The organism is Streptomyces sp. NRRL F-6676, assembly GCF_000725625.1.
Taxonomy (GTDB): domain Bacteria; phylum Actinomycetota; class Actinomycetes; order Streptomycetales; family Streptomycetaceae; genus Streptomyces.
This window is the reverse complement of the sequence record NZ_JOHS01000006.1, coordinates 204,998-231,315: the sequence shown is the minus strand read 5'-3', so window position 1 is coordinate 231,315 and position 26,318 is coordinate 204,998. Positions and strand designations below refer to the sequence as shown.

20 protein-coding genes, 2 tRNA genes and 1 other RNA gene are annotated in these 26,318 nt (G+C 74.3%); 11 read left to right on the top strand and 12 right to left on the bottom strand.

Annotation, left to right across the window (positions count from 1 at the left end; genetic code table 11):
• Nucleotides 1–37: 37 nt before the first annotated feature.
• From IO29_RS05195 to IO29_RS05185, 3 genes are all read left to right on the top strand, one after another.
• Complete coding sequence (locus tag IO29_RS05195) at nucleotides 38–1,480, top strand: sensor histidine kinase (RefSeq protein WP_030380692.1); 1,443 nt, start codon at nucleotides 38–40, stop codon at nucleotides 1,478–1,480.
• A gap of 35 nt (nucleotides 1,481–1,515) precedes the next feature.
• On the top strand, nucleotides 1,516–2,136 hold the full coding sequence (locus IO29_RS05190; RefSeq protein ID WP_030380693.1) for a response regulator transcription factor: 621 nt from the start codon (nucleotides 1,516–1,518) through the stop codon (nucleotides 2,134–2,136).
• A gap of 23 nt (nucleotides 2,137–2,159) precedes the next feature.
• Nucleotides 2,160–2,235 (top strand) — tRNA-Gly (locus IO29_RS05185).
• An 87-nt stretch (nucleotides 2,236–2,322) separates the two neighbouring features.
• On the opposite strand, the gene IO29_RS05180 is transcribed toward IO29_RS05185, so the two are convergent.
• From IO29_RS05180 to ffs, 6 genes are all read right to left on the bottom strand, one after another.
• A complete protein-coding gene (locus tag IO29_RS05180; RefSeq protein ID WP_030380694.1) occupies nucleotides 2,323–3,222 on the bottom strand; it encodes a phosphoribosylaminoimidazolesuccinocarboxamide synthase in 900 nt (299 codons plus the stop codon).
• 126 nt (nucleotides 3,223–3,348) lie between these two features.
• Nucleotides 3,349–4,893, bottom strand: a complete 1,545-nt coding sequence (locus IO29_RS05175; RefSeq protein WP_030380695.1) for a N,N-dimethylformamidase beta subunit family domain-containing protein — start codon at nucleotides 4,891–4,893, stop codon at nucleotides 3,349–3,351.
• Nucleotides 4,894–5,111: 218 nt separating this feature from the next.
• A complete protein-coding gene (locus IO29_RS05170) occupies nucleotides 5,112–7,145 on the bottom strand; it encodes a membrane protein (protein ID WP_030380696.1) in 2,034 nt (677 codons plus the stop codon).
• A 440-nt stretch (nucleotides 7,146–7,585) separates the two neighbouring features.
• Nucleotides 7,586–8,842 carry a phosphoribosylamine--glycine ligase gene (gene purD / locus IO29_RS05165; RefSeq protein ID WP_030380697.1) on the bottom strand — a complete coding sequence of 419 codons (1,257 nt, stop codon included), beginning with the start codon at nucleotides 8,840–8,842 and terminating at the stop codon, nucleotides 7,586–7,588.
• Nucleotides 8,843–9,112: 270 nt separating this feature from the next.
• On the bottom strand, nucleotides 9,113–11,602 hold the full coding sequence (locus IO29_RS05160; protein ID WP_030380698.1) for a DNA polymerase III subunit gamma and tau: 2,490 nt from the start codon (nucleotides 11,600–11,602) through the stop codon (nucleotides 9,113–9,115).
• A 103-nt stretch (nucleotides 11,603–11,705) separates the two neighbouring features.
• An RNA gene (ffs, locus tag IO29_RS35880) (signal recognition particle sRNA small type) lies at nucleotides 11,706–11,802 on the bottom strand.
• Between the two features lie 73 nt (nucleotides 11,803–11,875).
• Between ffs and IO29_RS05155 the strand changes: the two genes are divergently transcribed.
• Nucleotides 11,876–11,963 (top strand) — tRNA-Ser (locus IO29_RS05155).
• Nucleotides 11,964–12,185: 222 nt separating this feature from the next.
• Complete coding sequence (locus tag IO29_RS05150) at nucleotides 12,186–12,917, top strand: SDR family oxidoreductase (RefSeq protein ID WP_030380699.1); 732 nt, start codon at nucleotides 12,186–12,188, stop codon at nucleotides 12,915–12,917.
• A 59-nt stretch (nucleotides 12,918–12,976) separates the two neighbouring features.
• Here IO29_RS05150 and IO29_RS05145 read toward each other — a convergent pair whose 3' ends face one another.
• Both IO29_RS05145 and IO29_RS05140 read right to left on the bottom strand, forming a co-directional pair.
• Nucleotides 12,977–13,651, bottom strand: coding sequence for a DUF4232 domain-containing protein (locus IO29_RS05145; RefSeq protein ID WP_030380700.1), 675 nt, complete (start codon nucleotides 13,649–13,651; stop codon nucleotides 12,977–12,979).
• 324 nt (nucleotides 13,652–13,975) lie between these two features.
• Nucleotides 13,976–14,311 (bottom strand): winged helix-turn-helix transcriptional regulator, encoded by a 336-nt coding sequence (locus IO29_RS05140; RefSeq protein ID WP_078618349.1) that lies wholly within the window; start codon nucleotides 14,309–14,311, stop codon nucleotides 13,976–13,978.
• Nucleotides 14,312–14,398: 87 nt separating this feature from the next.
• On the opposite strand from IO29_RS05140, the gene IO29_RS05135 reads away from it, so the two are divergent.
• A complete protein-coding gene (locus IO29_RS05135; protein ID WP_037840519.1) occupies nucleotides 14,399–14,770 on the top strand; it encodes a RidA family protein in 372 nt (123 codons plus the stop codon).
• A gap of 166 nt (nucleotides 14,771–14,936) precedes the next feature.
• Here the strand turns inward: IO29_RS05135 and IO29_RS05130 are convergent, their stop codons facing one another.
• From IO29_RS05130 to IO29_RS05120, 3 genes are read right to left on the bottom strand one after another with little or no spacing between them, the layout of a single operon-like run.
• Nucleotides 14,937–17,495, bottom strand: a complete 2,559-nt coding sequence (locus tag IO29_RS05130) for an ABC transporter permease (protein WP_030383391.1) — start codon at nucleotides 17,493–17,495, stop codon at nucleotides 14,937–14,939.
• Nucleotides 17,496–17,497: 2 nt separating this feature from the next.
• Complete coding sequence (locus tag IO29_RS05125) at nucleotides 17,498–18,271, bottom strand: ABC transporter ATP-binding protein (protein WP_030383390.1); 774 nt, start codon at nucleotides 18,269–18,271, stop codon at nucleotides 17,498–17,500.
• Entirely contained in the window at nucleotides 18,268–18,513 is a 246-nt protein-coding gene (locus tag IO29_RS05120) for a hypothetical protein (protein ID WP_030383389.1), read from the bottom strand. Before IO29_RS05120 ends, IO29_RS05125 begins: the two co-directional genes overlap by 4 nt.
• A 637-nt stretch (nucleotides 18,514–19,150) precedes the next feature.
• On the opposite strand from IO29_RS05120, the gene IO29_RS05115 reads away from it, so the two are divergent.
• The 3 genes from IO29_RS05115 (at nucleotide 19,151) to IO29_RS05105 (ending at nucleotide 22,074) form a co-directional block, all read left to right on the top strand.
• Nucleotides 19,151–20,344 (top strand): sensor histidine kinase, encoded by a 1,194-nt coding sequence (locus IO29_RS05115; RefSeq protein ID WP_051707402.1) that lies wholly within the window; start codon nucleotides 19,151–19,153, stop codon nucleotides 20,342–20,344.
• The gene (locus IO29_RS05110) at nucleotides 20,332–20,991 is read left to right on the top strand and encodes a response regulator transcription factor (protein WP_030383387.1); all 660 of its coding nucleotides are present in this window, start codon (nucleotides 20,332–20,334) and stop codon (nucleotides 20,989–20,991) included. The genes IO29_RS05115 and IO29_RS05110 overlap by 13 nt, the downstream gene beginning before the upstream one ends.
• A gap of 153 nt (nucleotides 20,992–21,144) precedes the next feature.
• Nucleotides 21,145–22,074, top strand: coding sequence for a DUF72 domain-containing protein (locus IO29_RS05105; protein ID WP_078618590.1), 930 nt, complete (start codon nucleotides 21,145–21,147; stop codon nucleotides 22,072–22,074).
• 65 nt (nucleotides 22,075–22,139) lie between these two features.
• Here IO29_RS05105 and IO29_RS05100 read toward each other — a convergent pair whose 3' ends face one another.
• Nucleotides 22,140–24,080 (bottom strand): copper resistance CopC/CopD family protein, encoded by a 1,941-nt coding sequence (locus tag IO29_RS05100; protein ID WP_063738140.1) that lies wholly within the window; start codon nucleotides 24,078–24,080, stop codon nucleotides 22,140–22,142.
• A 201-nt stretch (nucleotides 24,081–24,281) separates the two neighbouring features.
• On the opposite strand from IO29_RS05100, the gene IO29_RS05095 reads away from it, so the two are divergent.
• Nucleotides 24,282–25,511 carry an MFS transporter gene (locus IO29_RS05095; RefSeq protein ID WP_030377071.1) on the top strand — a complete coding sequence of 410 codons (1,230 nt, stop codon included), beginning with the start codon at nucleotides 24,282–24,284 and terminating at the stop codon, nucleotides 25,509–25,511.
• A 119-nt stretch (nucleotides 25,512–25,630) separates the two neighbouring features.
• Nucleotides 25,631–26,257 carry an HhH-GPD-type base excision DNA repair protein gene (locus tag IO29_RS05090; protein ID WP_030377070.1) on the top strand — a complete coding sequence of 209 codons (627 nt, stop codon included), beginning with the start codon at nucleotides 25,631–25,633 and terminating at the stop codon, nucleotides 26,255–26,257.
• Nucleotides 26,258–26,318: the final 61 nt, after the last annotated feature.

Sequence of the window (26,318 nt, the reverse complement as noted above, 5' to 3'; positions counted from 1 at the left end):
GCGGACGGGGAGAACCGCGAGAGAGGAGGGGGACGGAATGACCCTGCGAACACCGAGGCCGATACGCGGCTGGCAGCGTGCGTGGCACGCGCGGAGCAAGGCGGCGCGGGTGGAGTTGCAGTCCGTGATCGTGTGGCGGGTCACGCCCTGGGTCTTCGTGGCGACGTGGATGGACCTGCCGCTGGTCGGGAGTCTTCGCCATGACGCGCTGTCGAGACTGCTCAGCGCCCTGCTCGTTCTGGTGGGCGTCCTTCAGGTGATCTCCGCGAACCGGTTGGTGCGCCCCGTACTCGATCACTACCTGGGGCGCGACGTGCTCCCCGCGCGTGCCCTGTGGACACCGGTGGTCCTGTTCTTCCTGGCGCTGGTGTTGATATCGCTGCTCCACGGTCTGGACGCAGCCGCTCCCTGGGCGGCACGGCTCGCCCTGGGCGCGATCCTGCTGTCGTTCGGGACCGTCTACGCGATGGTCGTGCCGGTACGCACCTATGTACGGAATTCCGCGATCCTCGGCGTCCTGCTCATGTCGCTGTACGGGCTGCTCCGCGCCGACCTGGGCGAGGCGGCCGGCACGGCGGCGGTCACCGTCTTCGGCGCTGGGCTGGCGATGCTCGGCTCGCGCTGCGGGGCCTGGACGCTGGCGGTGCTGTGGGAGGCGGAGCGGTCCCGGGACATCGAGGCCCGGCTCGCCGTCGCCGAGGAGCGGCTGCGTTTCGGCCGCGATCTGCACGACGTGATGGGGCGCAACCTGGCGGTGATAGCGCTCAAGAGCGAGCTCGCCGTCCAGCTGGCCCGGCGCGGCCGGCCGGAGGCGGAGTCGCAGATGATAGAGGTACAGCGCATAGCGCAGGAGTCGCAGCGGGAGGTCCGCGAGGTGGTGCGCGGCTACCGGGGAGCCGACCTCGGCGTCGAACTCTCCGGAGCGCGCGGGGTGCTCACGGCGGCCGGCATCGACTGCACGGTGACCGGTCCTCCGGCGGGCGGGCTGCCGACGCCGGTGCAGTCGGCGCTGGCCTGGGTGGTCCGCGAGGCCGTCACCAATGTGCTGCGACACGGGAACCCGCAGCGGTGCACGGTGGCGCTGCGGACGGCCGGGGACCGGATCGAGCTGTCTGTGGAGAACGACGGGGCACCGGTGCCGGAGACAGAGTCCGAAGCCGGGACCGGGTCAGGGTCCGGGTCCGGGTCCAGACCCGGGCAGGCTTCCCCGGGTGGGTCCGCGGGGCGGGGGTCCGGGCTCGCGGGGCTGCGGGAACGGCTGGCGGAGATCGGGGGCACGCTACGGGCCGGCCCCGCCGGGGCGGGGGTGTTCCGGCTCACCGCGGAGGTGCCGCTGCCGGGGCCGTCCTCCTCACCGTCCGCAGGCGGCGGGTCCTTCGGGGCGCACGCCCCGGACGCGGAGGCACCGCCGCCGTCCCGCACCAGAGCCGTCCCGTCGTCTCCGTCGTCTCCGTCGTCGCTGAGTGAGGTCACGCCGTGACATCCGTACCGCCGCCGTCCGCCGCCGCGGGGGCCGTGCCCGCCGGTGCTCCCGTCCGGCTGCTGCTCGCCGACGACGAGCACCTCATCCGGGGCGCGCTGGCCGCGCTGCTCGCGCTGGAGGACGATCTGCTGGTGGTGGCCGAGGCCGCCACCGGACCCGAGGCACTGGCCATGGCGCGGGCGCACCGCCCCGATGTGGCCGTGCTGGATCTTCAGATGCCGGGGGCGGACGGCGTGAGGGTGGCCACATCCCTGCGCACCGAGCTGCCCGGGTGCCGGGTGCTGATCGTGACCAGTCATGGTCGCCCCGGCCATCTGAAGCGGGCCCTGGAGGTGGGCGTGCGGGGGTTCGTGCCGAAGACGGTGAGCGCCCAGCAGCTCGCGGAGGTGATCCGTACGGTGCACGCGGGAAACCGTTACGTCGACCCCGAGTTGGCGGCCGACGCGATCTCCACCGGGGACTCGCCGCTGACGGTGCGGGAGGCGGAGGTGCTGGAGTTCGCCGCCGACGGGGCGCCGGTCTCGGAGATCGCCGAGCGGGCGGCATTGGCGGAGGGAACGGTGCGGAACTATCTGTCCTCGGCGGTCTCCAAGCTGGGGGTGGAGAACCGTCATGCGGCGGTGCGTCTCGCACGTGAGCACGGTTGGGTATAGTTGCTCCCGCGCCACGGCGCAGTGCGGACGTAGCTCAGTTGGTAGAGCGCAACCTTGCCAAGGTTGAGGTCGCGAGTTCGAACCTCGTCGTCCGCTCCAGTGGAAACAGTGGAAGGCGAAGGCCCCGGTCCGGTGGACCGGGGCCTTCGTCGTGTGCGGGGTCACCGGGACCCGGACCCGGGGTCCTCAGTTCCAGCGGACGCCCGTCAGGCGCTCGTAGGCCTCCACGTACTTGCCGCGGGTCGCCTCGACGACCTCGTCCGGCAGGGCCGGGGGCGGCTGTTCGGCGGTGCGGTCCCAGCCGGAGGCGGGCGAGGTCAGCCAGTCGCGCACGAACTGCTTGTCGTACGAGGGCTGGGCACGGCCCGGCTGCCACTCGTCGGCGGGCCAGAAGCGGGAGGAGTCCGGGGTGAGGACCTCGTCGGCGAGGACGAGCTCGTCGCCGTCGAAGCCGAACTCGAACTTGGTGTCGGCCAGCAGAATGCCGCGGTCGCGGGCGATGTCGCGGCCCCGGGAGTACACGGCGAGGGTGGCCTGCCGCAGCTGGGCGGCGGTGTCGGCGCCGACCTGGCGGGCGACCTCCTCGTAGGAGACGTTCTCGTCGTGGTCGCCGACCTCGGCCTTGGTGGCCGGGGTGAAGATCGGCGCGGGCAGTTCGGAGCCGTCGACCAGGCCTTCGGGGAGGGCGAGGCCGCAGACGGTGCGGGAGTCGTCGTACTCGACCAGGCCGGAACCGGTCAGATAGCCGCGGGCCACGCATTCCACCGGCACCATGCGCAGCGACTTGCAGACCAGGGTGCGGCCGCGCCAGTCGGCGGGAGCGCCGGCCGGCAGTTCGGTGCTCAGGACATGGCCCGGGACCAGGTCGGCGAGCTGGTCGAACCACCACAGGGAGAGCTGGGTGAGGATGCGGCCCTTGTCGGGGATCTCCGTGGGCAGCACCCAGTCGTACGCGGAGATGCGGTCGCTGGCGACCATCACCAGGTCGCCCGCCTCGTTCTGGTACAGCTCGCGCACCTTGCCGGTGTGCAGGTGCACCAGACCCGGCACCTGGACGGGCTCGGGCTTTTCCACGAATCCGGACACGGTTCCTCCCCGGTTCTGTCCTATGGCTCGATTCTCCCGTATGCGGAACGCGGGCTTCGGCCAGGGTGGACCGGCGGGGGCCGGCGCGCGACCCGTGCCCGGCGCGCGGCACGGCCCGCGAAACGTTCACTCACGTTTGCAGATGCGGTCCAGGAGGTTGGCGGTGGCGCGCTGGATGCGGGCGTCGACATGGCCGGGGCGGTCCAGGGCCGGGGACCAGGCGAAGGTTCCGGAAGCGAACACCAGCGCGCCGGAGGGGTCCCGGTACAGGGAGGTCTCCTGGTGACGCAGGACACCCTCGGCGTCCCGGTAGGGGGAGTGGGCGAGCAGGATGCGGTCCTGGTGGTCGGGGAGCGGGGTGCGCGGGAAGTAGCGGTCGGCCTCGCCCGCGACCATGCCCGCCAGTTCCTCGCCCTCCCGGGCCCCGGCGCCCTCCCACAGCCAGTGGCCCGCGTTGCGCACGACCAGCGGGCTCGGTTCGGGGACGCGGCCCTGGTACTGGATGCCCAGCAGTTGCTGCTCGGGCCGGTCGATCTCCCGCCACAGCACCGGCCGGCCGGGGCCCTGGCGTTTGCGGCAGGTCAGCAGCCGGTCGGGGGTGCCGGACGGCGACGGGCCGAGCTCGACCTGCCAGTACATGGTGTTGGAGGAGAGGAAGACCAGCGAGGTGCCGCATTCCCGGGCCAGCTCGACGGCCCGGCGCATGTTGGCCGACCAGTACTCGTCGTGCCCGGGGAAGACCAGGCCCCGGTAGCGGGTGACGTCGACGCGTCCGGCGTGCAGGTCGCGGGCGTCGGCGTAGGCGAGGTCGTAGCCGTAGCGCTCGGCCCAGCGGATCACGTCGTAGGCGTGGCCGACGTGCAGCGGGAGGCCCGCGCCCGCGTAGGGGCGGTCGAAGGAGACGGTGGTGGCGGCCTCGGACTCGCCGAGCAGCCGGCCCCGCTCGTCCCAGGCGTGGTAGAGGCTGGCGCCGGTGCGGCCGTCCTCCGGGTAGAGGTTGTACGCCTGCCAGGTGATGTCGGGCAGCAGGAGCAGCAGATCGGCCGGGCGGGTGTCGCGCACGGTGAACGGCACGTGGGAGCGGTGACCGTCGGCGGTGGTCAGGACGGCCACGTAGGCGCCGGTGGTCCAGTCCCCGGGGATCTGAAGCCGCCAGGACAGCCACCAGTGGTGGCAGGAGACGGTGCGTTCGGCGGTGAGCGGCGGGGGCTGGACTATGCCGGACAGGCGGGGGCTGCTCGTCATCTTGTGGGCGCCCTCGCCGCCGTAGTGGCCGATCCGGTAGATGTCGACGCCGAACTCCTGGGGCGGGTCGACGCTGATGTGGAAGTCGACGGCCTCGCCGGGCGAGACCGCGCCGGTGGAGGCGAAGCCCTTGATCTGCCCGCGCACGTCGTCCGCCGACCGCGGACCGGAGGTGCGGGTGCGGCGGCCGGAGGGGTGGCGGGGGGCGGGGACGGCCGCCGTCCGGGTGGAGCCGTGCGGCCCGCCGGCGGCCCGGAACTCCGCCTCCTCGGCGGCAGGGTCGACGTACCAGGGGACGACCTGGCCCGTGTCGCCGAAGTAGTACTCCTCGCCCCGGAGCCAGGGCAGAGGGCCCTGGCCGAAAGGGTCCGTGACGGCGTGCGCGAGGGCGCCCGACTCCCAGCGACGGATCCGCTCCGAGTCCATACGCCGCCCCTCCCCTATGCCCTTGTTGCCTCTGCCGGCGGTCCCGGCGTTGTTATGCCAGTGTCAGCTGACGCGTGCCCATGCCGCCCACGCGTTCGGAGCCAGCACATCACAATATGCACGCACACCGTCACCGTTCGTCGTGAATTGACGTGAAGCGAAGGAGAGGTGTCCGACGGGAACGGGTCGGCCGCGGCGGGCCCCGCGATCCGTGCGGATCAGACCAGCCGTACCGGCTTCTCCGCGCGTACCCCCGACCGGCCGAGCCAGTCCCGCAGGGGGCCCGGGTCCCCGGTGTCCACCAGCGTCCGCACCCGCGGCGGCAGATCCGCCGCCCGCTCCCCCCGGAGGAGCAGTGCGGGACCGTCGAGCCAGTCGAGCCCCGGGACGGCGCCGGCGGTGTCCATGGCCGCGCAGCACACCATGGCGATGACGTGGTCGGCGAGGAGTTCACGCCCGGTGCGCGGGGGCTGGAGCGGGAAGAGCGGGAGCATGCCGTCGTCCAGCAGGCCGCGGTCGGGGCCCGCCTGCTGTCCCGCCGCCGGTGCCAGACCGGGCCCGGCGGCCGCCTCCTCCCGCGCCACCTCGGCGGTGAGCACGGCGGCGAGCGCGGCGGCGGGCCCACTGCCGCCGTCGGTTTCGTCCTCCTCGTCCAGGAGGCCCGTGACGTCCGTGTCCGCGTCCGTGACGTCCGTGTCCGCGTCCGTGACGTCCGTGTCCGTGTCCGTGACGTCGGCGTCCCTGGTGTCGGCGTCCGTGACCTCGGCGTCCCTGGTGTCGGCGTCCGCGCCGGGGGAGCCGTCCCCCGTGTGTTCGGCGCCCGGCACCGTCAGGTGGTCCAGGACCCGGGCCAGTGTCGGCCCCTGGGCGCCCGGGCGGGAGGCATCGGGGCAGTGCCGCACGCCGAGCGTGTCCAGGACGCGGTGCAGCCGGGCCGCGTCCGTCCGCCACTTGCGGTCGACGATCTCCTCCGGGTACTCGTGCCAGCCGACCGGCGCCCAGTCGGGACCGGACTCCGCGGGGCCGCCGTGGAAGAGACGGGCGGCGAGGAGCGAGGCCGCCTCGTCCACCGTGCCCGGCTCCTCCAGCAGATCGCAGGCGGGCCGCTCGCCCAGCCGGGAGGTGAACCCCTCGGCCAGCCGGTCCCGGCGCGACAGTTCGGTGAGCGCCGCGACGACGCCCGCGTCCAGCCGTGACGGCCAGCGGCCCATCCGCCAGGCGGGCAGCGCCACCCGGGTCAGCAGCCGGTCCCAGCCCGCGTACGCCAGCCCCACCTGCTCCTGGGCGACGATCCGCAGCCCGTAGTCCACGGCCTGCGCCCGCTCGGCCGCCGCGGCGGCCACCCCGCGCTCCATCTCCGCCGCGTGCCCCCGGCAGCCGCGCAGCAGCAGCCGGGCGACCCAGCCGGCCCCGGCCCCCGCCGTCCGCACCAGCGGACCGCGCCCAGGGTCGGAGGTCGCGGCCACGGCCGCGTCCAGCCCTCGTACGAAGCGCCGGGCCGCCGCTATGTCCGGGTGCGCGGAGGGGCCCGTACCGGCGACGACCGGGGCGAGGACCGCCCGCAGCTCGCCGACCCGCATCCACCACAGGAAAGGCGAGCCGATCACGAGCACCGGCGCGGCCTGCCCGCGATGGAGTCCGCCGCCCGGACCTCCCGTGCCGGACCCGCCGGACCCGCCGGATCCGCCGGGCGAGCCGGGTATGCCGAGGCGGGTACGCAGGCGGTCGCGTATGCCCCGTCCCCGCGGGCCGCGTATCGCCTCGCCGGTGCTGGCGTCGGCGTCGGCGTCGGCGTCGGCGTCGGCGTCGGTCGAGCCGGGGGGTGTGCCGTCGGCGCGGTGGGTGCGCTGGGCGCGGTGGGTGCGGTCCTCCAGCCAGCTGTCGCAGTCCGGGGTGAGGGCTATCGCCGAGGGCACGGGTACGTCCAGGCGGTCGGCGAGGTCGCGCACCATCCGGTACAGGTCGGGGGCCGCCTTCTCGCCGACCGGGACCGTGGGGCTCACGGCCGGGCGGGCGCGGGCGACGAGCAGCGCGATGCCCGCGCCGCACAGCAGGACGACGACGGCGACGGCCGTCACCACACCGCGCGCCGCGGACCAGCCGGCGCCGCTGAGACGGCCGGTGGCGCCGCCCACAAGAAGGACGACGGCGACGGCGGCGGGCAGCAGGGCGACGGCCACCGCCCGGCTGCGGATCCGCAGCACGGCCAGTGCCCTGGAGCGCGCGGCGTGCGCGCCCGCCTCCATACCCATACCGGTCACGACCGGACGTCACCCCCTGCCTGTCGGCGTGCGTTGCTCACTCCCCCACTGTGGCACCCGCCACTGACATCGCAATGCCGGTGGGCCAAGTGCCGGAACGCTTGCGCGGCACCCTAGTTGGGGCCTCCGGCCCCGTCATCCGGATGGGGGACCGGTCACTCGATGGAATGGCTTTGGGGAGAGGTGGGTGACCTGAGCGTGCATCGCGACGCGGTTTCCGGTAAAGGGCTTCCCGTCGTGGCGGGACGGGCCGCCGGGCATGGGCATGGGCAGGGCCCCGGTCCTGGGCAGGAACCGGGGCCCTGGAAGTCCGACCGGTCTCACCGGTCACCGTCCGACCGATCTCACGGGTCATCGTCCGACCGGTCTCGCCGGTCACCGTCCGACCGGTCTCGCCAGCCTCCGTTCGACCGGTCTCGCCGGCCTTCTCGTCACCGCTCGCCCGTGGCCGCCTTCAGCGCGATGTCGGTGCGGTGGTGGGCGCCGTCGAGCTGGATGCGGGCGACGGCGGTGTAGGCGCGGTCGCGGGCCTGGGTGAGGTCCTCGCCCGTGGCCGTCACGGACAGCACCCGGCCACCGGCGCTCACGACCGTGTCCCCGTCGCGGCGGGTGCCGGCGTGCAGGACGTAGGCGTGCGGGGCGTCCTGGGCCTCGACGTCGTCGAGACCGGTGATGGGGTCGCCGGTGCGCGGGGTGCCGGGGTAGTTGTGCGAGGCGAGGACGACGGTGACGGCCGCGTCGTCGCTCCAGCGCAGCGGCTCGAGGTCGGCGAGCGTGCCGTTGGCCGACGCCAGCAGCACCCCGGCGAGCGGGGTCTTGAGCCGGGCGAGGACCACCTGGGTCTCGGGGTCGCCGAAGCGCGCGTTGAATTCGATCACGCGTACGCCCCGGGAGGTGATCGCCAGGCCGGCGTAGAGCAGGCCGGAGAACGGGGTGCCGCGGCGGCGCATCTCGTCCACGGTCGGTTGCAGCACCGTCGTCAGCACCTCCTCGACCAGCTTGGGCTCGGCCCACGGCAGCGGCGAGTACGCCCCCATGCCGCCGGTGTTCGGGCCCTCGTCGCCGTTCAGGGCACGCTTGAAGTCCTGGGCGGGCTGGAGCGGGAGGACGGTCTCGCCGTCGGTGATCGCGAACAGCGACACCTCGGGTCCGTCGAGGAACTCCTCGACGACCACGCGCTCGCAGGCGGCAGCGTGCGCCTTGGCGGCGTCGAGGTCGTCGGTGACGACGACGCCCTTGCCGGCCGCGAGCCCGTCGTCCTTGACGACGTACGGCGCTCCGAAGGCGTCGAGGGCGGTCTCGGCCTCCTCGGCGGTCGTGCACACGTACGAACGGGCGGTGGGGACCCCGGCGGCGGCCATCACGTCCTTGGCGAACGCCTTGGAACCCTCCAGCCGCGCGGCCTGTCCGGAGGGGCCGAAGCAGGGGATGCCGGCCTCGCGCACGGCGTCGGCGACGCCCGCGACGAGCGGGGCCTCCGGGCCGACGACGACCAGCCCGGCCCCGAGCTCCTCGGCGAGCGCGGCCACGGCCTTGCCGTCGAGCGCGTCGACCGGGTGCAGCTCGGCCACTTCGGCGATGCCGGCGTTGCCGGGGGCGCAGTACAGCGCCGTGACGTGGGGGTCGAGGGACAGAGCACGGCACAGGGCGTGTTCGCGGGCACCGCTACCGATGACGAGGACCTTCACGGGGTCAGCCTAACGGGCGCGGGCCGCCGGCCTTGTGGCGGGCGACGACGGGCGGGAGGGCCGGGGTTCGTACGTTCATCCGAACCGGGGCGACGCCGGGTGCGGCGCGACCGGCACCGGGTACGGGGCAGCCGGCGCCGGGTGCAGCGCGACCGGCGCCGGGGGCCGGGCGGCCCCTCTCTCGCTCACCTCACTCGACGCACCGGTCCCGGCGGTAACCCGGCTCACCGGTCCCGCTCGTCCCCCTTCCCTCCCCACTCGTCCACTCGTTCACTCGTTCGAGAACTCCTCCATCACCGTCGCGCCCAGTTCGCGGACGATCAGTTCGTGGCCGGAGAGGGCGGACTCGTCGAGGTCGGGGTCGTCCTCCTCCGCCATGTCGTCCTCGGGGGCGACGGGGGGCCGGCGCGGGGCGGTGTCGGCGGCCGGTGCCGGACCTGCCGACGGGGCCGGTCGCGAGGCGGGCGCGGACGCGGTGGCCGGTCCGGCGGACGGCCGTGGTGCGGGGGGCGCGGCCTGTGCGGGGGCGGGGCGCGCGGTGGCGAGGGCGCCGCCCTGGCCACCCGCGCCGCCGGAGCCGTACCCGTCCGAGCCGTAGCCGCCGGACTGGGCCGACGGAGCGCCGGGGGCCGCCGGGAAACCGGACCCGCCGCCGCTGCCTCCGCTTCCCCCACCGTTGTACCCGGACCCGCCGCCGAACCCGGAGCCGCCTCCGGTGGCAGCTGCCGCGCCGCCCGGGCCGCTCCCCGGTCCGAAGCCCGGCCCACCGCCGCCCGGTCCCCCGGGACCACCGGAACCGCCCGGGCCGTCGACCACCGCGTCGATCTTCCACTGCACGTTGAACTGCTCGGACAACGCCTGCCGCAGCACGTCCTCGCTGCCGCTGCCGGCGAAGTTGTCGCGCGCGCCCGCGTTGACGAAGCCGATCTGCAAGGTGGTGCCGTCGAACGCCGTGACCTGGGCGTTCTGGCTCAGCAGGATCCAGGTGAAGCGGCGACGGTTCTTGACCGCCTCCAGGATGTTGGGCCAGAGCACCCGGGGGTCGAGCCCGCCGGGGCCGGGGGCCGAGGGCGCCGGTGCGGCCGGGGCCGCCGTCGGCGTGCGCGGGGCGGGGGCCGCCGCGGGGCCGCCCGTCTGCTGTCCGCCGCCACCCGTGGGCGCGGCGGTGGGCCAGCCGCCGGGGCGCCGGCCGCCGCCGGTGGGCGCGGCCGTGGGCCAGGCGCCGGGCGCGGCACCGCCGCCGGGACCGTCCTGCGCCACGGGGGCCGGCCCGGGCTGCGATGGCGCGCCGGCACCCACGGGCGGAGCCTCACCGACGGGACCGGGACCATTTGCGGAACCCGGGCCGGGGGCGCCCTGCGGCCCCGTACCTCCGTTCCGTGCCGCCGCCCGGGTCGCCTCGGCACCGCCGCCGGGCGGGACCGGTGCGGCACCCGGGCCCCCTTGCGGCGGACCGCCCTGCTGCACCATCCCCGGACCACTCGCACCGCCCTGGCCACCCGCGCCGTACCCCGCCTGCGCGCCGTCGGCCGTCGCTCCGCCGTGGGTTCCGGGCCCCGGGACGTACCCCATGGCGGGTCCGGCACCGGCCGCGGCGAAGCCGACGCCGCGCTCCAGCCGGTCCATGCGGGCCATGACGGACCGCTCGTCGCCGTAGGCGGCGGGCAGCAGGACGCGTGCGCAGATGAGTTCGAGCTGGAGCCGGGGCGAGGTCGCCCCGCGCATCTCGGTCAACCCCTGGTTGACGAGGTCGGCGGCGCGGCTCAGCTCGGCGGCGCCGAACACGCCCGCCTGGGCCTGCATGCGTTCCACGACGTCGGCGGGGGCGTCGATGAGCCCCTTCTCGGCGGCGTCGGGGACGGCCGCGAGGATGACGAGGTCACGCAGCCGCTCCAGCAGGTCGGTGACGAACCGCCGAGGGTCGTTGCCGCCCTCGATGACACGGTCGACGACCTCGAACGCCGCCGCCCCGTCTCCGGAGGCGAACGCCTCCACCACGGAGTCGAGCAGCGACCTGTCCGTGTAACCGAGCAGCGCGGTGGCCATGGCGTACGTCACGCCGTCGTCCCCGGCACCGGCGAGGAGCTGGTCCATCACGGACATGGAGTCACGCACGGACCCCGCGCCCGCGCGCACGACGAGCGGCAGCACGCCCTCCTCGACCGGGATGTCCTCCTTGGCGCACACCTCGCCCAGGTAGTCCCGCAGCGTGCCCGGCGGCACGAGCCGGAACGGGTAGTGGTGGGTACGGGAGCGGATCGTCCCGATGACCTTCTCGGGCTCGGTGGTGGCGAAGACGAACTTCAGGTGCTCCGGAGGCTCCTCGACGACCTTGAGCAACGCGTTGAAGCCGGCCGGCGTGACCATGTGGGCCTCGTCGATGATGTAGATCTTGTACCGGCTGCTCGCGGGCCCGAAGAAGGCCTTCTCCCGCAGGTCACGGGCGTCGTCCACACCACCGTGCGAGGCGGCGTCGATCTCGATGACGTCGAGCGAGCCGGGGCCGTTGCGCGCGAGGTCGCGGCAGGACTGGCACTCGCCGCACGGCGTCGGCGTGGGCCCCTGCTCGCAGTTCAGACAGCGGGCCAGGATCCGGGCGCTGGTGGTCTTCCCGCAGCCGCGCGGACCGCTGAACAGGTACGCGTGATTGACCCGGTTGTTCCGCAGCGCCTGCTGCAGCGGGTCGGTGACGTGTTCCTGCCCGATGACCTCGGCGAACGACTCCGGGCGGTAACGGCGGTACAGCGCGAGAGAGGACACGCATACGAGGTTATAGGCGCCCACCGACAACGGACCCCGCCGCCGAGGAGACCCCGGCCACGCCGGGACCCACGCGAACCAGGGCCCGCAAAGAAAGGGGGAGAACAAAGACCCCCCACGCACCCGCCAGAGCCAACCTACCCTTGCTGCCTTCCGGCCCTGGGGGAGTTCAGTCAGATAGCGCCGCGTGAGGGGCTGAGCCCCAGCCTACCCGATCGCCCACCCCCCGATCGAGTTCGCAACCACTCCCCACCGTCATGTAATGTTCCCGGCGGAGGATTCGCCTAGAGGCCTAGGGCGCACGCTTGGAAAGCGTGTTGGGGGCAACCCCTCACGAGTTCGAATCTCGTATCCTCCGCCAGTGCCTCACCGGGCACGATGTCGAAGGGCCCCACCGTTCGCGGTGGGGCCCTTCGTCGTTGTCCGTTTCAGGTTTTGTCTTCCGGTTTCGTCTCCGGGACAGTCCTGCTGGGCAACGCGCGCGCTGCCCCCGCGGGTGCGGTGAATTCCCCGATGGGCACCGTGTTCTCCCGATCCATCCGGACTTGAACCTCACGCCCGCGTGAAGTTCTAGCCTGCGTCCATGGACATCAACGGAGCCACAGCGCTCGTCACCGGAGCCAATCGCGGTATCGGCCGTCAGCTCGCGGCCCAGCTCGTCGAGCGGGGTGCGAAGGTCTACGCGACCGCGCGTCGGCCGGAGTCCGTCGACCTCGACGGTGTGGAGGTTCTCGCTCTCGACGTCACCGATTCCGGTTCCGTGGCGGCGGCTGCCGAGGCGGCCGGCGACGTGGATCTGCTCGTCAACAATGCGGATATAACCGGCGGCCTCCTGCTCGGCGATCTCGATGCCGTGCGCGACACGATGGAGGTCAACTTCTTCGGGACGCTGTCCATGGTCCGCGCCTTCGCCCCGGTCCTGGCGAGGAACGGCGGTGGCGCCATCCTGAACATGGTCTCCTCGGCCTCCTGGTTCGTCTTCCCCGGCAGCAGCGCCTACGCGGTGTCCAAGGCCGCCCTGTGGAGCATGGGCAACGCGCTGCGCCAGGAGCTGGCCGGGCAGGGAACCCTTATCACCTCGGTGCATCTCGGGGCGGCCGACACCGACATGATGAAGGGCTTCGACGTGCCCAAGTCGCCCCCGGCCGACGTCGCGCGGGCCGCCCTCGACGGTGTCGAGTCCGGTGCGTACGAGGTCGTCGTCGACGAGTTCACCGCGATGGTCAAGGCCTCGCTGAGCAGGGACCCCAGCGAGTTCGAGAGCCGGTTCCGGGAGCTGGGCCGCACCTCGCGCACGGACGGCACACCTTCCTGACCGGCCGAAGGGCCCCACCGTTCACGGTGGGGCCCTTCCGGTAGTGCCGAAAAGTCGGGTCAGCCGCCCTGGCCGGCGCTGCCGATGGGGCCGACCTTGACCGGGGCGGCGTCGTCGGAGGCGGGGAGGGAGCCGGCGCCCGGCCAGGTGAGGGTGACCGACTTGGTCTCGTTGGGCGGGGTCACCACGAGCCCGGTGATGCGGACGCCGGAGCCGCCCGTGTCGTTGGCCGGGTAGGAGATGTAGAAGGACACCGACTTGCCGTTCTTGAGGACGGTCGCGTCGGCCGGATCGCCCTCGCGCTGCGCGGAGATCGTCCCCGCGTTGGTCTTCAGGTCCACACCCGCGAAACCGCTGAGCGAGCAGTCGTGGCCGCCGACGTTCATGAACGTCACCGCGACGGTCCTCGGGTCTTCGCCGGTGATGGTGGTGTCCTGCGCGGTGATGTCCAGGTTGCCGGTGCGGCACTTCTCGGTGCCGTTGTTCGTGTCGGAGCCGGTTCCCTCGCTGCCGCCCTGCCCGTCCGCCTTCGTGCCGCCGGATCCCTTGGCGGAACCCTGGGCCGCCTTGTCGCCCGAGCCCGAACCCGAACCCGAGCCGCCGGTCGAGGAGGACGAGGAGGACCCGGTGGCCGACGTGTCCTGCCCCATGGCGGCGTCGTCGTTCTGGCAGGCCGTGAGCGCGAGGCCCGCGGCGAGGGCCAGGGCGGCAATGGTGAGCTTCTGAGCGCGCATGGTGTCTTCCTCGGTGTCGGTCGGGGTGCCTGCCCGTCGGTACGAGCGAGCGTTTCTGATCACCTAGAGCGGCTCCGGCCGCCGCGCCGTTCCTCCGGGCCACCCGCTACTACGTCCCTGTTACAGGAGACATCGAGGAGGAATCGCCGAACCACGCGGGCCGGCGCCGGGCGCACCCCGCCGGCCCTGGCGGAACGCGGCTCGGACAGGGGTTCCCGTCGCCGTTCCGCCTCCGTGCGCGGCCGGCGTCCGGCCGGGACAGTTCCGTGACCCGGGCGGCACTCGACCGCGATCGTGCCCCGTCCCCACCGGTCCGTATGCGCTTCAGGCCGGGCGGGCCGCGTCGAAGCGGTGGGGGGCCGTCTCGATGGCGCGCAGATGGCGCCGGGTCCAGTCGCACATGGCGTCGACCGTCGCGCGCAGGGCCTGGCCCGGCTCCGTGAGCGTGTACTCGACGCGCGGCGGCACGGTGGGGTACACCGTGCGCTCGACCAGGCCGTCGCGCTCCAGCAGGCGCAGGTTCTGGGTCAGCATCTTGTGACTGATGCCGTCGACCTCGCTGTGCAGTTCGGTGAAGCCCTCGCCGTCGCGCCCCTCACCGTCTCGTTCTTCACCGTCGCGTCCGTGACCTGCTTGCTCACCATGAGGTTCCCCAGTCACCGAAAAGTGCGTTCTTCCACGTCAGCGGTCACTTTCCTATGGTTCCTGAGTAACCACAGGAGAGCACGCATCAGGAGGCGTACCACCATGGCCATCACCCTGCTGAACCCCGACGGGCTGCCCGAGATCGACGTCTACCGGCAGGTGGCGGTCGCCTCCGGCGCCCGGACCGTCTTCGTCGCCGGGCAGGTTTCCTGGGACGCCGCCGGGGTCACCGTCGGCGTGGGCGATCTGGCCGCGCAGGTGGAGCAGTGCTACCGCAACGTCGCCACCGCGCTGGCCGCGGCCGGTGCCTCGTTCGACGACGTCGCGAAGCTGACCGTCCATGTGGCGGGGTCCCCCGGGGCGCCCGCTGGGCGGGGGCCGCCCCCCGCCGCGCCCGCCACGCTGCTCGGCGTGGCCGCGCTGGACGTGCCCGAGCATCTGGTCGAGGTGGAGGCCGTCGCCGTACTCGACTGACCGGAAAGCCCAGCCGCCCAACCGCCCAACCGCCCAGCCGCCCGGCCGGCCGCCCCCGCCGCGCCCCGCACACCCCGCCGTCGGCCGACCGCTCTACCCCCGCGCCCCGCACACCCCGCCGTCGCCCCCCCCGATCTACCCCCGCACACCCCGCCATCGCCCCGCTCTACCCCCGCGCCCCCAGCGTCGCCGCCGGCGGTGTGCGCAGGGCGTGGCGAGTGGGGAGTTGGAGGGAGAGGTAGGCCACCGTCGCGATCGTCACCGCCGTGGCGGGGACGAGCCAGATGGGCCCCGACGGCCAGGGGTGGTGCAGGAAGGCCGTGCCCAGCAGGGCCAGCGGGACCACCGTCAGGGCCATGCCCGCGACCAGCGCGCCCGCGGTGATCAGGACCGCCTCGCGGCGCATCATCGCCCGGATCTGGGCGGGAGTCGTGCCGTTCAGGCGGAGCGTGGCCAGCTCCTCGCGGCGCTGGGAGGTGGTCGCCACCAGCTTGTTGGCGATGCTCAGCAGCAGGTAGGCGAGGAGGACGGCGATGGTGGCCAGGTTGATCCAGACCTCCGCCGGCGCGTCCGACAGGCCGCCGTCGCTCTCGTCGGCGGTGTCGCCCACGCTCACGCCGGGCGTCTTCGCTGCCAGGGCCGCGAGGGCGTGCGCCGCCGCGGGGGTGCCGTCGGTGCGGACGAGGGCGCTCTGGTCGAGGCCGGTCGTGGTGTGCGGGACCGCGAGGTCGTGGGAGAGGGCGAACGGGCCGAAGCCGAGGCCGCGGGTGTAGACGGCGACGACGCGGGGACGGACTTCGGTGCCGTCGCCCAGGGTCAGTTCGATCCGGTCGCCGACCTCCGCGTCCAGCGAGCGGGCCGTCTCCTCGCTGAGCGCGACCGTGGCGCCGCGGAGCCGGGTCAGGCTGCCGGAGCGGACGCCGAGGTCCAGGACGCGCGGCGCGTCGGGGGTGAGGATCAGCGCGGAGGCCGACTCGGTCGTGACGTCACCCAGCTCACGGTAGGAGTAGACGACGTCGGTGGAGCCGACGGGTGCCACCGCCTTCACGCCCGGGGTGCGTCGTACGTCCTCGAGCAGGCCGGTGGGCAGTCCGCCCAGACCCGGCGCGGTGATCCGGTGCTCGGCGAGGGTGCCGGTGCGGGTGTCCTGCGCGGTGGCCTCGGCCACGGTGGTCAGGGTGAGGGTGTACGTCAGGACGAACGCGACCGCCATGGCGAGGGTGCTGACCACCCCCGCGACGCGCAGCGCGTAGCCGCGGACGTTGGCCACCGCGAGCCAGGTCGGGGCCGCGGTGCCGGGGCGCAGCCGCCGGCCGAGTGCGCCGCCCGCCCAGCGGGTCAGCGCCGGGCCCGCCATGGCGAGGCCGATCGCGCCGACGATGCCGGCCATCTGGGTCGCCGCCGCGCCGATCGGCGTGCGCGACAGCAGCGGGGCGACGGACAGCGTCGTCGCGGCGACGATCACCAGCAGGCCGCCGTACGTCCGCATCCGGGCGGGCTCGCGGGGTTCGGTGCGGGACTCCGCGACCGCCTCGGTGGCCGGCCGCGTCGAGGTGCGCCAGGCCGCGCCCCGCGCCGCGAGCTGTACGGCTCCGGCCAGCAGCAGGGCGGTGGCGAGCGCGGGCAGCGGGCTGACGGTGAGCGGCAGCGCGGCCGGGACCGCGCCGCGGTCCACCAGCAACTGCCGCAGTTGACCGGCGAGTACGTAGCCGAGGGCCGCGCCCGGTACGTACGCCACCGCGGCGACGACCATGGCCTGCGCGGCGGCGAGCCGGCGGATCTGCTTCGGGGTGGCGCCGACGGCCCGCATCAGGGCCAGGTCGCGCCGCTGCCCGTTGACCGCGACGGTGAGCGCGCCCGCCACCACGAAGCCGGTGATGAGGACGACCACGCCGGCGAGGGAGGAGGAGAGGAGCACCAGCAGCGAGCGGGCGGCGCCGTCGCCGGGCGAGACGGCGTCGCCGCGGTCGCTGCCGGTGAGGACCTTGAGGTGCCGCGCGGTGGCGCCGGAGTGCGCGAGCCGGTCGCGGACGGCGGCGGCGACCTCGTCGGTGTGCCCGGGGGCGGCCCGCAGCCCGATCAGGTCGACGGTGCCGGCGCGCGGGCCGCTCGTCCGGCCGGCCAGTCCGGTGGCGGCGGAGTCGGCGAAGAGGAGCCCGGCGCCGGGGGCGTCGACGATCGCGGAGACGCGGTAGTCGACGGCGGGGCGGCCGGCGGCGACGATCCGGACCCGGTCGCCGACGGCGGCCCGGGCGGCGGTGGCCGTGGCGCGGTCCAGGGCGACCTCGTGGTGGCCGGCCGGGGCCTCGCCGGTGATGTGCGGGTGTGCCAGCAGCCGGACCGAGGACCAGCCGTGTCCCGCGGTGGCCGGGTCGGCGGCGGTGGCGAAGCCGCCGTCGGTGGTCACGGCGGCGGCGGGAAAGCTGAGGTCGGTGGCGGCCCCCTTCACTCCGGGGAGCCCGGCCAGCCGGTCCACGAGGGTGGCCGGGACCGTGCCGCGTTCGGTCAGCGCGAGGGTCATGTCACCCGGCGCCCGCACGCTCTGGTCGGCGGCGACGAGCACGTCGGCGCCGGCCAGCCGCCCGGCGGGCAGGGAGGAGCGCAGTCCGGTCTCGGCGAGCACGCCGGTGCCGGTGAGCAGGGCGGCGGCGCCGAGGATCGCGCAGGCCACGGCGAGCAGGGCGGCGATCCGGTGGCGGGCGGAGCGCAGGGCGAGGTGCAGCATGGTCAGCGTCCTCCCAGTGCGACGAGGCGGTCGGCCAGGACGGGCGCGGTGGGGGCGTCGAGGGTCTCGACGACGCGGCCGTCGGCCATCACCAGCGCGCGGTGTGCCTGGGCGGCGGCGGCCGGGTCGTGGGTGACCATCACCACGGTCTGGCCCAGCTCGTCGACGAGTTCACGCAGCAGCCGCAGGACCTCGTGGGCGCTGCGCAGGTCCAGCGCGCCGGTCGGTTCGTCGGCGAAGACGACGGCCGGCCGGGCCACCAGCGCGCGCACGATCGCCGCGCGCTGCTGCTGGCCGCCGGAGAGTTCGGTGGGCCGGTGGGTGAGCCGGCCGGCCAGCCCGACCCGCTCCACCAGCATCCCCAGCCACTCGCGGTCGGGCGCGCGGCCCGCCAGGCGCAGCGGCAGGGTGATGTTGTCGGCGAGGTCCAGGGACGGGACCAGGTTGTACGACTGGAAGACGAAGCCGATGCGTTCGCGGCGCAGTTCGGTGCGCCGGGTCTCGTTCAGGCCCGCGATCTCCTGGCCGTCGATGCGGATGCTGCCGGTGGTCGGGGTGTCCAGCCCTGCGGCGCAGTGCATCAGCGTGCTCTTGCCGGAGCCGGAGGGGCCCATCACGGCGAGGAACGTGCCGCGCGCGACCGTCAGCGAGACGTCGTCGAGGGCGCGGACGCCGCCGGAATAGGTCTTGCCGACCCGGTCCAGGGCGATGGCGGGGGCGGGGGCGGCGTACGCGGCGGATGGCCGGCCGGAGGCCGCGGCGAAGGGCCAGGTCATCGCCGGCCCCGCAGCCGCTGCACGACGAGCACGGTGGCGCAGGCGGCGGTGACGACGCCGAAGGCGAGGTGCACCGCGGTGGAGGCGTCGCCGTAGGAGGCGACGCTGTTGGCGAGCACGCTGATCACCAGGACCGTCCAGAGCAGGGCGCGCAGGACGTCGGAGCGGCTGACCCCGGAGCGGGCCGGCTGCCCGTGGTCGTCGGCGGGGCCGGTGAAGCGGTACGGGTCGGGGTGCGACATGGGGACTCCTTCAAGGACGCGGGGACGCTGCCGGACTGCCGGACTGCCGGGCTGCCGGCCCGTCGTTTCGGCGTGTCTACGACGCTAGGCATCCGCCCGTGCGCGGCCGAGCCCGCCAGCCGCCCGGTCCGGGGTACAGCAGGCTGTACTCCTCGGCTCCCGGGCTGACGGCGAACGGTCCGGCCCCCTAGGGTCGTTGCGAGAGGAGGCCACCATGCCGACGCACGACACACCCCGGGGGACGCCGACCGGCGCCGCCGGCGGTACGCAGGACCGCGCCGCAGGGCCGGCCGGCGCCGCCGGCACCGAGCGCCATGACGCCGCCGCGGACTCCGTGGTGAGCGCCGGTGGCCGGGGCTCCACCCGTTTCCCCGGCGGCCCGGGCGGCCCGGGCGGCCCCGGCGCCCACCGCGCCACGGGCCCCCAGCCCTCCGCCGCCCCTGAGCACCCCGCCCCGGAGCATCCCGTCCCGGAGCACCCCGTCCCGGGCCTCGCAGCCCCGAAGCACGACGCCCCGAAGCACGACGCTCCGAAGCACGACGCCCCGGACCCCTCCGACCCCCAGGGCCGCCCCGCGGAGGCCGACGCGTCCGAGCGCAGCCTCCGCGCCGTCGTCTCGCGGGCCGGGAAGGACGCGGTGCACGGGCTCGAACAGCTCACCGGCGGGTTCGGTACCGCCATGATCGCGTTCGTGGTCATGTTCGTCACCGGGCTCACGGCCGTCGCCTGCCTGGTCGGCGTCGGGCTGCTGTTCGCCCCCGGTGCGCTGCGCCTGCTGCACGCCCTGGCCGGGCGCGAACGCGACCGGCTCAGCCGGTGGGGGCCGGAGATCATCGCCCCGGAGCCGCCTCCCACCCGGCTCCGGCTCGCCGTCACCGACCCCACCACCCGGCGCGAACTGGCCTGGCTGTTCCGGCACGCCACCCTCGGCCTGCTGCTCGGCTTCGCCAGTGTGCTGCTGCTCCTCTTCGCCGTCCGCGACGCCACCTTCCCGCTCTGGTGGCGCCTCGCCCCGAAGGGCAGCTCCAGTACGTCCCTCGGCTTCGGCGTCGCCCACTCGTGGGCGGACGCGCTCTCCGTGACGCTGCTCGCCATCGGCTGGATCGCGATCATCCTCGGTCTCGTCCCCGGCATGGCCCGGCTCCAGGGCAAGCCGGGCAGGCAGCTGCTCTCGGCCGGTCCCGACGCCGACCTGTCCCTGCGCATCGCCCAGCTCACCGCCACCCGGGCCGCCGCCCTCGACGCCCACGCCACCGAGCTGCGCCGCATCGAGCGCTCCCTGCACGACGGCACGCAGAACCGCATCGTCACCGTCACCGTGCTGCTCGGCGCCGCCCGCCGGATGGTCGCCCGCGACCCGGCCGGCGCCGAGGAACTGCTCGAGCGCGCCCAGAGCGCCGCCGAACAGGCACTGGCCGAACTGCGCACGGTCGCCCGCGGCATCCTGCCCCCCGTACTCGCCGACCGCGGACTGGCCGGCGCGCTCAACGGACTGGCCGCCTCCTGCCCCGTCCCGTGCCGGATCGACGTCGAGGCGCCCCAGCGCTGTGCCGCCTCCGTGGAGGCGACCGCCTACTTCGTGGTCGCCGAGGCGCTCACCAACATCGCCAAGCACAGCGGCGCCCACCACGCCGCGGTCACCGTGCGCACGCAGGACGGCCGGCTGCGGCTGCGCATCACCGACGACGGCCACGGCGGCGCCGACGAGAACGGCGGCTCCGGACTGGTCGGCATCCGCCGCCGGATCGCGGCACACGACGGAACGCTCGCCCTGGCCAGCCCCCGTGGCGGCCCGACAACACTCGAAGTGGAACTTCCATGCGGATTGTGATCGCCGAGGACGACCCCCTGCTGCGCGAGGGCCTCGCCCTGCTGCTGCGCGCCGAGGCCCTCGACGTGGTGGCCACCGCCGGCACCCCCGACGACGCCCTGAAGGCCATCGACGAGCACCGGCCGGACGTCGCCATCCTCGACGTACGGATGCCGCCGACCCACACCGACGAGGGCATCGTCGCCGCCGTCGAGGCCCGGCGCCGCCACCCCGGCCTCGCGGTCCTCGTCCTGTCGGCGTACGTCGAGCAGACCTTCGCCACCGAGCTGCTCACCGGCGGCGTCGGCCGGCTCGGCTATCTGCTCAAGGAGCGGGTGGGCCGGGTCGAGGAGTTCCTGGACGCGCTGCGCCGGGTCGCGGACGGCGGCACCGCCATCGACCCCGAGGTGGTCGCCCAGCTCTTCACCCGCAGCCGCGAGGACAGCCGGCTGGAACGGCTCAGCCCGCGCGAGCGCGAGGTGCTCGCGCTGATGGCCGAGGGCCTCGGCAACACCGCCATCGCCGAACGGCTCGTCGTCACGGACGGCGCCGTGCACAAGCACATCCGCAGCATCTTCGCCAAGCTGGACCTGTCCCCCGCCGACCAGGTCGACCGCCGGGTCGCCGCGGTCCTGCGCTACCTGGACGACGTACGCCGACGGACCTGATCCGCGCCCCGAGCCGCCCCTGATGGCGTCCGACGGTCCGTCACCCCGCGTGCCCCGCACGGCACTCGGTGTTTTTCCGCGCCCGTCCGGGTTAAGCGGAATCCCATGGGCCGGCCGCAGGGGCACGGCGCGGGCAAGGGCGGCGGCATGGACGTGGGCGGCGTACGGGTCGGTGCGTGTTCGTGGACGGACCGGGCGCTGGTCACCAGCGGCTGGTACCCCGAGGGCTCGCGGGACGCGGAGGGGCGGCTGCGGCACTACGCCTCACGGTTCCCCCTGGTGGAGGTCGACTCCAGCTACTACGCACTGCCCAGCGCCCGCAACAGCGAGCTGTGGGTGGAGCGCACGCCGGACGGCTTCCGGTTCGACGTGAAGGCCTTCTCCGCGCTCACCGGACACCCCACCCGGCAGGGCGTGCTCCCCGCCGAGCTCCGTGGCCTGCCCCAGGGACCGGAGCTGCGCGACGAGGTGTGGCGGCGCTTCGCCGACGCCATCGGCCCGCTGCGGGCGGCCGGCCGGCTCGGCACCGTGCTGTTCCAGTTCCCGCCGTGGTTCGCGCCCGGTTCGCGGTCGGTGACCGCCCTCCGGGAGTGCGCGGAGCGGACGGCGGGCTGGCCCGTCGCGGTGGAGTTCCGGCATCCGGAGTGGTGGCGGGGGCGGCAGTACGACGCCACGTGCGCGCTCCTCGCCGAACTCGGGCTGGCGGCCGTCGCCGTGGACATGGTGCAGACCCTGTCCACCTCCATACCGCCCGTCGCCCCCGTCACCTCCCTCCGCCTGGCCGTCGTCCGCTTCCACGGGCGCAGCCCGGCGTGGGGGACGGGCAGCAAGGAGGAGCGGTTCCGGTACGACTACATGGTGGACGAGCTGCGGGAGTGGGTGCCACGGCTGCGGACGATGGCCGACCGGGCCGAGGAGCTGCACGTCCTGTTCAACAACTGCTGCGCGGAGGCCGCCGTACGGGCGGCGGGGCGGATGGAGGCGTTGCTGCGGGAGGAGTGGGGGGAGCGGGTGACGTGGGTGGCGTGGGGCGATCGGGTGGATGTTTCACGTGAAACGGGCGACACGGCTCGTTTCACGTGAAACAGAGGACAGTGCTTGTTTCACGTGAAACATCCGGCGGGGTCATTCGCCGGTCGTGCCGCTCGTCAGCCGATGCGGATGTCCTGCTTCACCGTCACCTGGTCGACGTCCGTCGTCCGCACCGTCACCGCCATCGTCCAGACGCCCGGGAGCGGCAGATTGAGGGTGTCGGAACCCCAATAACCGCCCTTGTCCTCGAGTCTGGCGTCGAGCGGGCCGAGCTTCCGGTCCGCCAGGGTGAAGGTGAGGCGGACCTCGGGGACCGTCACGATGCCGTTGTCGGGCCCGTACGTCACGACCTGGACCGTGTTCTCGCCCGACCGCCCGGGGGTCAGGTCGATCTGCGCCTTGCCCCGGCCGCCGGTCGGACCCAGATCGAAGGGGACGGTGGCCGAGGCGCCCAGGATCGGCTGGGCCGCCTCCTGCGCGGCCACCGCCTCCGTCTCGGCCCGGCCCGGCTGCGTACCGGTCAGCAGGGTGGTCACGACGAGCACCATGACGCCGACGGTGACCTCGGTGAGGACGGAGGTGCGCAACCGGTGGCGGTCGGGGGGCGGTGAGGTGTCGGCGGGGATGTCCGTGGGGGTATCTGTGGGGGGCTCGGTCGTGGGGGTGTGCGGGGGCGTCGGGGCGCCCACCGGTTGTGCCACACGGGTGCGGGTCCCGGTGGCGGCCGTCTGCCGGGGCGCGGCCAGCCGGGCCGTGAAGCGACGGGAGTACGCGGCCGCCGCCAGCAGCACCACCACGGCCAGCAGCTTGGCCGTCAGCAGCCTGCCGTACGTCGTGGCCGTGAGGGTGTCCAGGGACCCGAGGCCGCGCCAGGACTGGTAGACGCCGGTGACCACCAGGACGACGACCGAGGTGAACGCGAGCCGCGAGAAGCGGGTCACCGCGCGGGCCGGGAGCTCCTCGGGCGACCGGTACAGCGCGGTCAGCAGGACCACCAGACCGCCGAGCCAGGCGGCCATCGCCAGCAGGTGCAGCACCGCGGACGTGACCGCCACCGGAACCTGGATGCCGGCGGAGGCGTGCTCGGACATGGCCCAGGTGAGGGCGAACGCGAGCGCCAGCAGCACGCCGCCCGCGAGACGCAGCCGCTCCCTGCGCGGGGGGTCCGTCTTGGGCGGTACCCCTGTCTCGTCCTTGGGCGGTATCCCTGTCTCGTGCGGAGCGCCCGTCGCCGCCTTGCCCGGCGGAGCGCCCGTCGCCGCCTTGCCCGGCGGGGAGAACACCGCGGCCTTGCCCAGCGGACAGCAGGCCGCCGCCGCGAGGAGCGCGAGCCGGGCGAGGAGGGCGAGACCGGGGCGGGTGGCGGCCGTGTCGTCGAGCAGCGTCGGGTCGAGGGCGGAGGCGGGGCCGGTGCCGCGTTCGTACGGGCCGCGCAACAGAAACAGGGCCACGGTGGCGGCCAGCAGGGTCCACCAGCCCAGGCGGGCCGGGCCCCGCGCCGGCGCCAGGCCGGTGGCGGCCGCGAAGGCGAAGGCGCCGATCAGAAGGGCGATGCCGCCGTAGGCGAAGTAGCGGGCGAGGTCGTAGAGGGTGGTGGAGGCGCCGTTCGAGGACGGCTCGGCGGGGAGGGCGGCGGCGGTGGGGGACGGTTCGCCGACGGAGAAGGTGAACGCGCCGGAGACGGGATGACTGTCGGCGGAGACGACGCGCCAGCCGACGGTGTAGGTGCCGTCGCCCATACGGGCGGGGAGGGCGATGCGGGCGGTGTCGCCCTCACCGTTCACGCGGGTGGGTCCGCCGGTGTGGAGGCGGCGGTTGGTGTGGTCGAGGACACGGAAGGAGTCGTCGAGCAGGCCGACGGACTCGCTGAAGGTGAGGGTGACGGTTCCGGGGGCGGTCTTTACGACGGCGCCGTCCTGGGGGGTGGAAGAGGTGAGGACGGCGTGGGCGGAGGCGGGGGTGAGGGCGGTGAGCAGGAACAGGAGGGCGGCGGTCAGGAGGGTCAGGGCGCGGGTGAGGTGGAGGTGGGGGGAGAGGCGGTCCCGCTGTACGTCCACGTCCGTCGGGTCTCCGTAGGTTGCGGGGTCGGGGTTCGGGTTCGGGGGTCGAGGGAGCGGGGTTCGCGGTTCGGGGGTTTTGGTTACGTACGGATGGTGGGGGTGGGGTGTTCAGGGTGGGTGGGGGCGCTGGGTGGGTTCTCCGCCGCTGCTGTCCCTGCCCTCGCGTACGGTGGGCCGCCGGAATGAGGGGAGCTGTACATGGGGGCCGGTGGCGGGTTGCTGTGGGTGGCCTATGGGGTCAGTGCGCTGGGGACCTGGCTGGCGTTCGATGCCTTTCCCCTCATCGCCGTGCTCGTGCTGCACTCCGGGCCCGTCGCCGTCTCCGCGCTCGCCGCCGCCGGGCTGGCGGTCGGGGCCGTCGTGGCGGTGCCGCTCGGGCCCTGGCTGGAGTTCCGGCGCAAGCGGCCCGTCATGGTCGTCACGGATCTCGTCCGTTGCGCCGCCCTGCTGACGATCCCCGCCGCCTACCTCCTCGGCGCCCTGACCTTCGTCCAGCTCCTGACCGTCTCGGTGGTCGTCGCCGCCGCCGACATCACCTTCCGGGCGGCGAGCGGGGCCTACATCAAGACCCTGCTGCCGCCCGAGGAACTGCTCGTCGTCAACGCCCGCTTCGAGTCGACGAGCTGGACCGCCACCGTGCTCGGCCCGCCGCTCGGCGGGGCCATGGTCGGGCTGTTCGGGCCGGTGGTGACCGTACTCGCCGACGCGGCCAGCTATCTCGTCTCCGCCGCCGGCCTCCGGGCGATCCGCACGCACGAACCCCGCCCGGTCCGCCCCGTCCGCGCCCAGGAAGCCGGTGCGCCGCCCCGTCCCCGGGCCGGCGAGCTGCTCGACGGCTGGCGGTTCATCCTCAGCGACCCGGCGCTGCGCCCGCTGTTCTGGAACACCGTCTTCTTCAACGGGCTGCTCATGGCCGTCTCCCCGCTGCTCGCCGTGCTGATGCTCGGCCCCCTGGGTTTCGCCCCTTGGCAGTACGGCCTCGCCTTCGCGCTGCCCTCCGTGGGCGGTCTGATCGGCTCCCGGCTGGCCCGCCGGCTGGCCACGCGGTTCGGGCAGCACCGGATCCTGCTCACCACGGGCGTCCTGCGTGCCTGCTGGCCCGTCGGCCTGGCCTTCGTCCGGCCCGGCGTCCCCGGTCTCGTCCTGGTCGTCCTCGTGGAGTTCGGGGTGATCACCTGCTGCGGCGTGTTCAACCCCGTGTACGCCACCTACCGGCTGGAGCAGACGCCGGCCGACCGCGTCGTGCGCACGCTGTCCGCGTGGTCCGTCTCCACCAAGCTCAGCATCGCGGCGCTGACGGCCCTGTGGGGTGTGCTGGCCGGTCTCGCCGGCACCCGTACGGCGATCGGCGCGGCGGGGGTGCTCCTGCTGGGGACGCCGCTGCTGCTGCCCCGTCGCGCACCGCGCCCGCTGGCGTTCGCGGAGTGACGGCTCCGTTTTCCCCGCGTGTTCTCTCCGGCCCGGTCCGACGGCTTGGGGACGGCGTCTCCGGGGGGGGTGGTTCGGCCGGAATGGTACGTCGGCGGTGGGCGCGGGATCATCGGGGCATGGACGTCACCCTTCACCTCGCCCAGCAGCCGGATGCCGACGCGCTGCTCGGCCGCAGCCCGCTGGCGGCGCTGGTCGGCATGCTGCTCGACCAGCAGGTGCCGATGGAGTGGGCCTTCGCGGGGCCGTACACGATCGCCCGGCGCATGAACGCGGACGATCTCGACGCGCACGCGATCGCGGCGTACGAGCCGGAGGCGTTCGCGGCACTGCTGTCGGCCAAGCCGGCCGTGCACCGGTATCCGGGGGCGATGGCCGGACGGATTCAGCAGTTGTGCGCGTTTCTCGTGGAGCGGTACGGCGGGGACGCGGAGGCGGTGTGGGCGGGGGCGCGGGACGGCGCGGAGCTGTTGGCGCGGCTGAAGGAGCTGCCGGGGTTCGGGGTGCAGAAGGCGCAGATCTTCGTGGCGTTGCTGGGGAAGCAGCTGGGGGTGCGGCCCGTGGGGTGGCGGGAGGCGGCGGGGGTGTACGGGGAGCCGGATGCGTTCCGGTCGGTGGCGGACATCACGGGGGCGGAGTCGTTGGGGCGGGTGCGGGCGCACAAGCAGGAGATGAAGGCGGCGGCGAAGGCGGCCAAGGCCGCGAAGGCCGCGAAGGCCGGGGAATCCGGTCCGGCGGGGCGGTGACGGGGGGTCCCCGGAGTTTTTCCCGCGCCCGCACGGCGGAGCCGCACAGCGATACAGTCCC